This window comes from Chloroflexota bacterium (genome assembly GCA_009840625.1).
In the GTDB taxonomy this organism is placed as follows: domain Bacteria; phylum Chloroflexota; class UBA11872; order UBA11872; family VXNJ01; genus VXNJ01.
This window is the reverse complement of the sequence record VXNJ01000018.1, coordinates 60,423-67,415: the sequence shown is the minus strand read 5'-3', so window position 1 is coordinate 67,415 and position 6,993 is coordinate 60,423. Positions and strand designations below refer to the sequence as shown.

5 protein-coding genes and 1 tRNA gene are annotated in these 6,993 nt (G+C 64.1%); 3 read left to right on the top strand and 3 right to left on the bottom strand.

From position 1 onward, the window contains the following. Positions 1-2: 2 nt before the first annotated feature. The 3 genes from F4X41_09865 to F4X41_09855 all read right to left on the bottom strand — a co-directional run bounded on the left by F4X41_09865 (position 3) and on the right by F4X41_09855 (position 3,795). Positions 3-76 (bottom strand) — tRNA-Asp (locus F4X41_09865). 133 nt (positions 77-209) lie between these two features. After that, entirely contained in the window at positions 210-1,385 is a 1,176-nt protein-coding gene (locus tag F4X41_09860; GenBank protein MYB17313.1) for a DUF2236 domain-containing protein, read from the bottom strand. 46 nt (positions 1,386-1,431) lie between these two features. Further along, a complete protein-coding gene (locus F4X41_09855) occupies positions 1,432-3,795 on the bottom strand; it encodes an MMPL family transporter (GenBank protein ID MYB17312.1) in 2,364 nt (787 codons plus the stop codon). Between F4X41_09855 and hpnC the strand changes: the two genes are divergently transcribed. Genes hpnC through F4X41_09840 form a run of 3 tightly spaced genes read left to right on the top strand, consistent with a single transcriptional unit; the run spans position 3,774 to position 6,969 of the window. Next, a complete protein-coding gene (gene hpnC, locus F4X41_09850) occupies positions 3,774-4,733 on the top strand; it encodes a squalene synthase HpnC (GenBank protein ID MYB17311.1) in 960 nt (319 codons plus the stop codon). The two genes, F4X41_09855 and hpnC, sit on opposite strands and share 22 nt — an antisense overlap. Beyond that, the gene (gene hpnD / locus F4X41_09845; GenBank protein ID MYB17310.1) at positions 4,700-5,638 is read left to right on the top strand and encodes a presqualene diphosphate synthase HpnD; all 939 of its coding nucleotides are present in this window, start codon (positions 4,700-4,702) and stop codon (positions 5,636-5,638) included. The genes hpnC and hpnD overlap by 34 nt, the downstream gene beginning before the upstream one ends. After that, positions 5,602-6,969: an NAD(P)-binding protein gene (locus F4X41_09840; GenBank protein ID MYB17309.1), complete on the top strand. Its 1,368-nt coding sequence runs from the start codon at positions 5,602-5,604 to the stop codon at positions 6,967-6,969. Before hpnD ends, F4X41_09840 begins: the two co-directional genes overlap by 37 nt. The last annotated feature ends 24 nt before the right edge of the window (positions 6,970-6,993 follow it).

Below are 6,993 nucleotides of genomic sequence, written 5' to 3'. Positions count from 1 at the left end.
GGCGGTCCCGACCGGATTCGAACCGGCGATCTCCTCCTTGACAGGGAGGTATGCTAGGCCGCTGCACCACGGGACCTGGTTGAAGGGGCGTATTCGCCCGTTCGGCAACGCCATTTCAGGCGCGCAGCCAATAAGTTTAAGGGCCGCCGAGCGGGCCCTCTAGGCCGTCGTAGAAACCTGCCGGCTAGCCCGATTCGGGCGGAACGGTTTCACCACCATTGCGATTCCTCGTCGTAGACGTGGTCGGGCAGGTGGTAACTGATGCCCGCCTCGTCGAAGGCCGAGACTTCCATCAGCGCGGTGAACTCGTCAAAACTCTTGGACTGGGCGTAACCGGGGACCAGCCAACTCATGTAGCGCGCGTAGCGCTTCTGCAGACGGAACCACCGGAGCACGCCGAAAGTCGGATTGTGCGGGTACTTGAGCTGGTCGGCAAGCTCGTTGCCGATTAAGGCGCGCGAGATTACGTAGATGTACTTGGCCAGATGGCCACGTTCCGCGGGGTCCGAAATCCCCACCAGCAGCGGCGCCGAATTGACCAGCGAATTTGCCATCGCGACCGATTCGTGACCGGGGATCGGCTCACAAAGCCCGCCGATCCGAAACAACTCGAGCGCGTCCTGTTCGTTTTGAAAGAGGATCGACTCCGGGATGCCCATAAGGTACCCCGAATAGCGCCAGACTTGCATGAAGCTGGCCCGTTCGGCTTCGTTGAACCGGGCGCCCAGGTTCTTTAGGTGGATCAGTACCCGGGCCGAGAACGCGGTGATGGCGTACCCCACGTGGGCGGCGCTGATTGGGACTCCCCAGGCTTCTTCGTCCCAGTCGTCCGATTCGGCCAAAAGGCGACGAATCTGGCCATGAATGAGGCGAACGCGTACCGAAAGCTTCCATCCGTCGCCGCCGAGTTGCAGTCCCCCGGGGATGAATATCTCCACCATGTGCCTGTTGTTCTGCTGCAGGCGACGCACTCCGTGCTCGCGCAGCCGCCCGGTGATAAAGAACGATTTGCTGATGTTGGTCGAAAAACCCTCCACCAGGGTGCCGCCAACCATGGCGCCCAGCACCAGTTGGGAATTGCGATGAAACAACCTTATTCCAGGGCGGAAATTGGCGTTTTCTACCCATGCGGGAATCACCTGGGTGCTTTCGAAGAATTCCCGTACCGCCTCCGGAGACCGCTTTAGTTCGTCCGATTCGGGCTCGTCGAGGCCCAGCTGCACGAGGCGATGCGACTCGTGCGGGTCCATTTCGGCCATCACGGCCAACGCCGCGTCGGCCAATGGGTCGCCGATGGTGGTATGGGCGATGTAGTTGTCGACCATCGCCGGGTTTGCGGCGTGGGCGGCTTCGTACCGCGCCAGATAGTCGTTCGGGATCCTCATTCGGCGGTCGCGGCCTTGACCAGTTGCGGCAAAAGGTTACTGCTATCTAGTCTTCGGCAGGTTCTATGCGCAGGTCGGGCAACCAGGCGAGAAACGGGGGCAGGTACCAGTTGCGGCCGCCCAGCAACTCCATGCTGGCCGGAACCAGCACCGAGCGGACCAGCGTGGCGTCGAGGAACACGGCCACCGCCAGGCCGAATCCAACCTGCTGGTTGACGATTGTCTGGCCCGAAGCAAAAGCTCCAAACACGGCCACCATGATCAGGGCCGCGCCGGTTATCAGCTGCGCGGTCGAGCGCAGCCCATAGGCTACGGCTTCGGCGTTGTCGCCGGATTGGTCGAAGCGCTCCCGGATTCGGCTCAAGAGGAACACATGGTAGTCCATCGAGAGCCCGAAAAGGATCGAGAACAGGAACAGCGGGATCCAGACGTCGATCGACGGCGCCTCATTGAATCCCAATAGATCCCGGGCCACGCCCTTCTGAAACACCAGGACCAGCAACCCGTATGCGGTCCCGACCGAGAGCAGGTTCATGATCACCGCCTTGATCGGAATGACGATCGAGCGGAAAACCAGCATCAGCACTATGAAGCTGAAGCCGAGCACGAACGCAAACACGATCGGGGTGTAGAAATCGACGACGTCGAACAGGTCGGCGGTAATCGAGGTTGTTCCGGCGATCAGCACTTCGCCCGGGACTCCGGCGAACGCGGCGGAGATGTGGGTGTCCTTGAGGATCGCCAGCGCGTCCACCGCCGTCTGGCTGCTGGGCTCGCCGGGAATGAATACCTCCAGGACCGCTAGATCGCCGCTCGGGCTGGGGATCAGAAGCGGGGGCAGCGGGTAATGCGGGTCGGCGACTATCGAAGCCTGCAGCGCCTCGATGGCTGCGGCCACCTGGGGATCCGTCAGATCAGCGTCGATTACGATCTCGGCCGGATTGACCAGCCCGAACGAGAACTCCTCTTCCAGGGCTTCGAACGCTAGGCGCGTCTGGGTCCCCTCGGGGAAGGTGTCGACCCCGCTGAGACCGGTCTCGATCTGGAAATAGAAGGCCGTCGCCACCACCATCGGAATGCCTACCGCGGCGACGCTTATTACCGGGTGCCTGGTGACTACGCGGGTTATGGCGTCCCAGAATCCGCCGGGCGCGTCCGCGCCGGAGGAGCGCCGGCGACCGACGAACGGCAGCGGGAGCCGGTTGATCTTGGTCCCGAGCAGGGTCAGAACCGCCGGCAACAGGGTCAGGGTCGCCGCCAGGGCCACCAGGACCACCAGGATCGCCCCGATTCCCAGCGATCGGAAGAACGCCGCCGGGACGATCAACATGCCGAGCAACGCGATCACGACGGTCAGGCCGCTAAAGAGAACCGTGCGTCCGGCGGTCGCGCCGGCGCGCTCGACCGCCTCCGGAACATCCAGGCCGTGGTCAAGTTCCTCGCGGAAGCGGGTGATGATCAGCAGCGAATAGTCGATGCCGACCGCCAGTCCGATCATGGTGATCATCAGCGTGACGAAGAAGACCAGTTCGAATACCTGCCCTATCAACGCCACCACGCCGAGCGCGACCACGATCGCCACGATCGCCAGGCCCAGCGGAACCAGCGTCGCGACCACAGTTCCGAAGAGAAACAGCAGGATCACCATCGCGACCGGCACGCCCACCCGTTCACCCTGTTCAAGGTCGTGGGTGGCCAATTCGTTCTGCTCGAACGAGATACTCGCCGGCCCGCCCATCAGCACCTCAAAGGCGGGGTCCTGGTTCTGAGCTTCGATGACCTCCAAGACTTCGCCCACATGCTCGGAGGCTTCCTGGAAGTCTCCGGCCAGGACGACGTGGATGATCGTGGCGCTCTGATCGGGTGAGACCTGGGTCGGGTCTCCCGTCAGGTAGAAATTGGCGGCTCCGGTAACGATGTCAGGGCCCAGTCCGACCACTTCGGCGGTAACCGATTCGACCTTGGCCTGGAACGCCGGGTCGGCGACCGTGGTTCCTTCACCCTGGACGACGATCAGCTCCAGCAGCGGATCGGGGCCGCGCGCCTGTTCCAGTATGTCGGCCGCCCGGTCCGATTCGACTCCGCCGCCCAATGTCAGTTCGGTCGTGGTGGCGCTGGCCAATAGCGTCGCGTTTAGACCCAGGCCGATCACCAACGCCACCAGCCAGGCCGCGATCGTGAGCCAGGGGTGACTAATGCCGGCGCGAGCCAATGCCTCGGTCAAAACGATGCTCCGGGGGTGAGAGTGGGGCGGGCAATTGCGCCGGATGCGGCGCCTGATTTCAGGATAAATTCTGCCCGCAGACTCAAACGCATTTCCATCGCCCGCTGTTGAATCTACACACGATGGGTTTAGCCGGGACCGGCCGGGCCGAGAATTGCCGAGCAATGCCTGTTCCCAGCGATCCATCGCTGCTGGCGAATCCGGCAGCCAACTTCAAGATCTGTCAAGCAGAGCGGGGGAAAGTGGAATCGGCTCTGGCCGCCGGACAATCGGATTGGACGCTCGAGCGCTCGTACGCCTATTGCCGGGAAACCGCACACCGGCACTACGAGAATTTCACGGTCGGATCCTGGTTCCTGCCCCGCGACTTGCGCCGCTTCGTTTACGCGATCTATGCATACTGCCGTTTCGTAGACGATCTGGGCGACGCCGCACCCGGCGATCGTTTGGCCCAGCTGGACGCCTGGGAAAAAGAACTGCTGGACTGCTACGGGGGTCAACCGCGCCACCCGATTGCCATCGCGCTGCAGGACACGATCCAGCGATTTTCGATCCCCCGGGGGCCGTTCCTGAAATTGGTCGAAGCCAACCGCATGGACCAGCGCAAAAAACGTTACCGGGACTTTTCCGAATTGCTCGAATACTGCCGGCACTCGGCCGAACCGGTTGGCCATCTATTCCTATATCTATTCGGCTACCGCGATTCCTGCCGGCAGGAATTGGCCGACAGCACCTGCACGGCCCTGCAGCTGACGAATTTCTGGCAGGACGTTCACCGCGACTATCAGATGGGGCGGATCTACATACCGCTGGACGACATGGACCGCTTCGGCGTCAGCGAGGCCCAGATCGCCGCCCGCCGGTGCGACCAGAATTTCCGCGATCTCATGCGCTTCCAGGTCGCGCGCACGCGCCAGTCGTTTGACCGGGGCGCCGAACTACCCGCCCGGGTGAAGGGTGTCGCCCGCCTTGACATCAGGCTCTTCACCCTTGGCGGACTGCACATCCTGGATGCGATCGAACGACTCGAATACGACGTCCTTGCGACAAGGCCGACGCTGTCCAAGCCGGCCCGGCTGCGGATCATGCTATGGGCGGCGGCAAGCTTGGCAGTGGGACGCTAGACGGGTTGGCCGGGGAACATTCGGGCGAGGCGGCTTTGAATCACGAGCTGGACGCCGCCTACGAACACTGCCGGGTGCTGACCCGCACGCAGGCGCGCAATTTCTACTACGGGTTCATCACCCTGCCCCCGGCCCGGCGGCGGGCGATTTACGCGGTGTACGCGTTCTGCCGCCTCTGCGACGATGCCGCCGACGAAACCGACGACCCGGCGGAACAATTGCAACGCGTCGCCCACCAACGGCAGTTGCTTGGCGATGCCCTTGACGGGCGTCCCCGCGGGCCGGTGTATACGGCCCTGGCCGATGCGACCAGGCAATTTGCGATTCCGGGCCAGTACCTGGGCGAAATCGTGAACGGGGTGGAAATGGACGCGACCACGACCCGTTACCGGACATTTGCCGAACTCGAGGGTTACTGCTACCGCGTCGCCTGCTGCGTTGGCCTTGTGTGTCTGGAGATATTCGGATACAGCGACCCTGGCGCCCGGCGCCACGCGGTCGACCTCGGCATGGCGATGCAGCTGACCAACATCCTGCGCGACATTGCCGAAGACGCCGGACGCGGCCGCATCTACATCCCGCTGGAAGATCTAGACCGCTTTCAGCTCGCCGAGTCCGAGATTCTTAACGGTTCGACCAGCGATCGCTTCCGCGACCTGATGCGCTTCCAGGTGGAGCGGGCGCGGGCCTATTTCGAAACCGCGCGCCAGCTCTTCCCGTTGCTGCCGGTCCTCTCGCGGGCCTGTCCGGCGATGCTGGAGGCCACCTATTCCCGCCTGCTGGACCGGATTGAAGACCGCGATTACGACATTTACCAGGGCCGGATTAGTCTCGGCACCGTCGAAAAACTTCTGCTCGTGGCCCGGATATGGCCCAAGGTACTGGCGCCGAGTCTCGGCCCGTAGTGGTCCTGGGCGGCGGATTGGCCGGAATCGCCGCCGCCTGCGAACTAGCCGCCGCGGGCCGCAGGGTGCAGCTGGTCGAAAAGCGCCCCTTCCTTGGCGGCCGCGCGTTCTCGTTCCCTGAACCCGAGACCGGACAGGAGATCGACAACGGCCAGCACGTCTTCCTCGGGTGCTGCCACGCATACATCGCGCTGCTCGAGCGCCTCGGGGTCCTCGGCAACACCCAACTGGCGGCGCGCCTGGACGTGCCGATTTACGACCGCCGCGGACGCCGCGGACGCCTGCGCGGGGCGCGCCTGCCGGCCCCGCTGCACCTGGTGCCTTCGCTGCTCGGCTATCCGCACCTTGGCTGGCTCGACCGGTTGAGGGTCCTTTACGGCGGGGCCTGCATTCAGCTGATCGACCGCAAACGCAACGCCGCCGCCCTTGAATCCGAGACTTTCGCGGACTGGCTGCGGCGGCACGGCCAGAGCAAGGCGGCGATAGCCGAGTTCTGGAACCTCATCACCTTGCCGACGCTCAACGACGACATAACGGACGTGAGCGCGGCCATGGGACTGATGGTCTTCCAGGAGGGCGTTTTCGCCAGCCGCGCCAGCTCCGGCATCGGCTATGCCAAAGTCGGCCTCTCGCAGCTGGTTTCCGCGGCGGCCAGCGACTTTGTCGGCGGCCACGGCGGGGAAGTGCTGCTGGGCACCGGGATCAGGGCCATCCGCGTCGACGACGGAATGGTACGCGGGGTGGAGACCTCAAGCGGACTCCTGCGCGGCGAGGCCTACGTATCCGCCCTGCCTCCCGACGTGCTGCTGCCCCTGCTGCCTCCAGACCTGGCCGGGGACGAATTCTTCGGGCGCTTCGACCGGATCACCCACGCCCCCATCGTGGCCCTGCATGTCTGGTACGACCGGCCAGTCATGGACGACGCGCTGGCGTGCTTTAGCGGCAGCAGCCTGCAGTGGGTGTTCAACCGGACCCGCATGCAGGAGGATTCCGGCGAGGACGGCCAGTACATCTGCGTGTCTATCAGCGGCGCCTGGGAATACGCCCGAACCCCCAGATCGCAGATCGAGACCGAGCTGCTGGCCGAGCTGGCCCGGGTCCTGCCGCGTGCCCGCAGCGCCCAAGTCAGACGCGCCCTGGTGATCAAGCACCCCAACGCCACCTTCCGCTGCCTGCCCGGGGCCGATCGCTTGCGGCCGCCGTCCCAGTCCCCGGTGCGAAACCTTCTACTGGCCGGCGAGTGGGTCCAGACCGGTTGGCCCGGGACCATGGAAGGCGCGGTGCGGAGCGGTCAGTCCGCGGCTCGCCGCCTGCTGCGGGAACCGTCCTGAACCGCAGAATCGCAAGACCGGAAC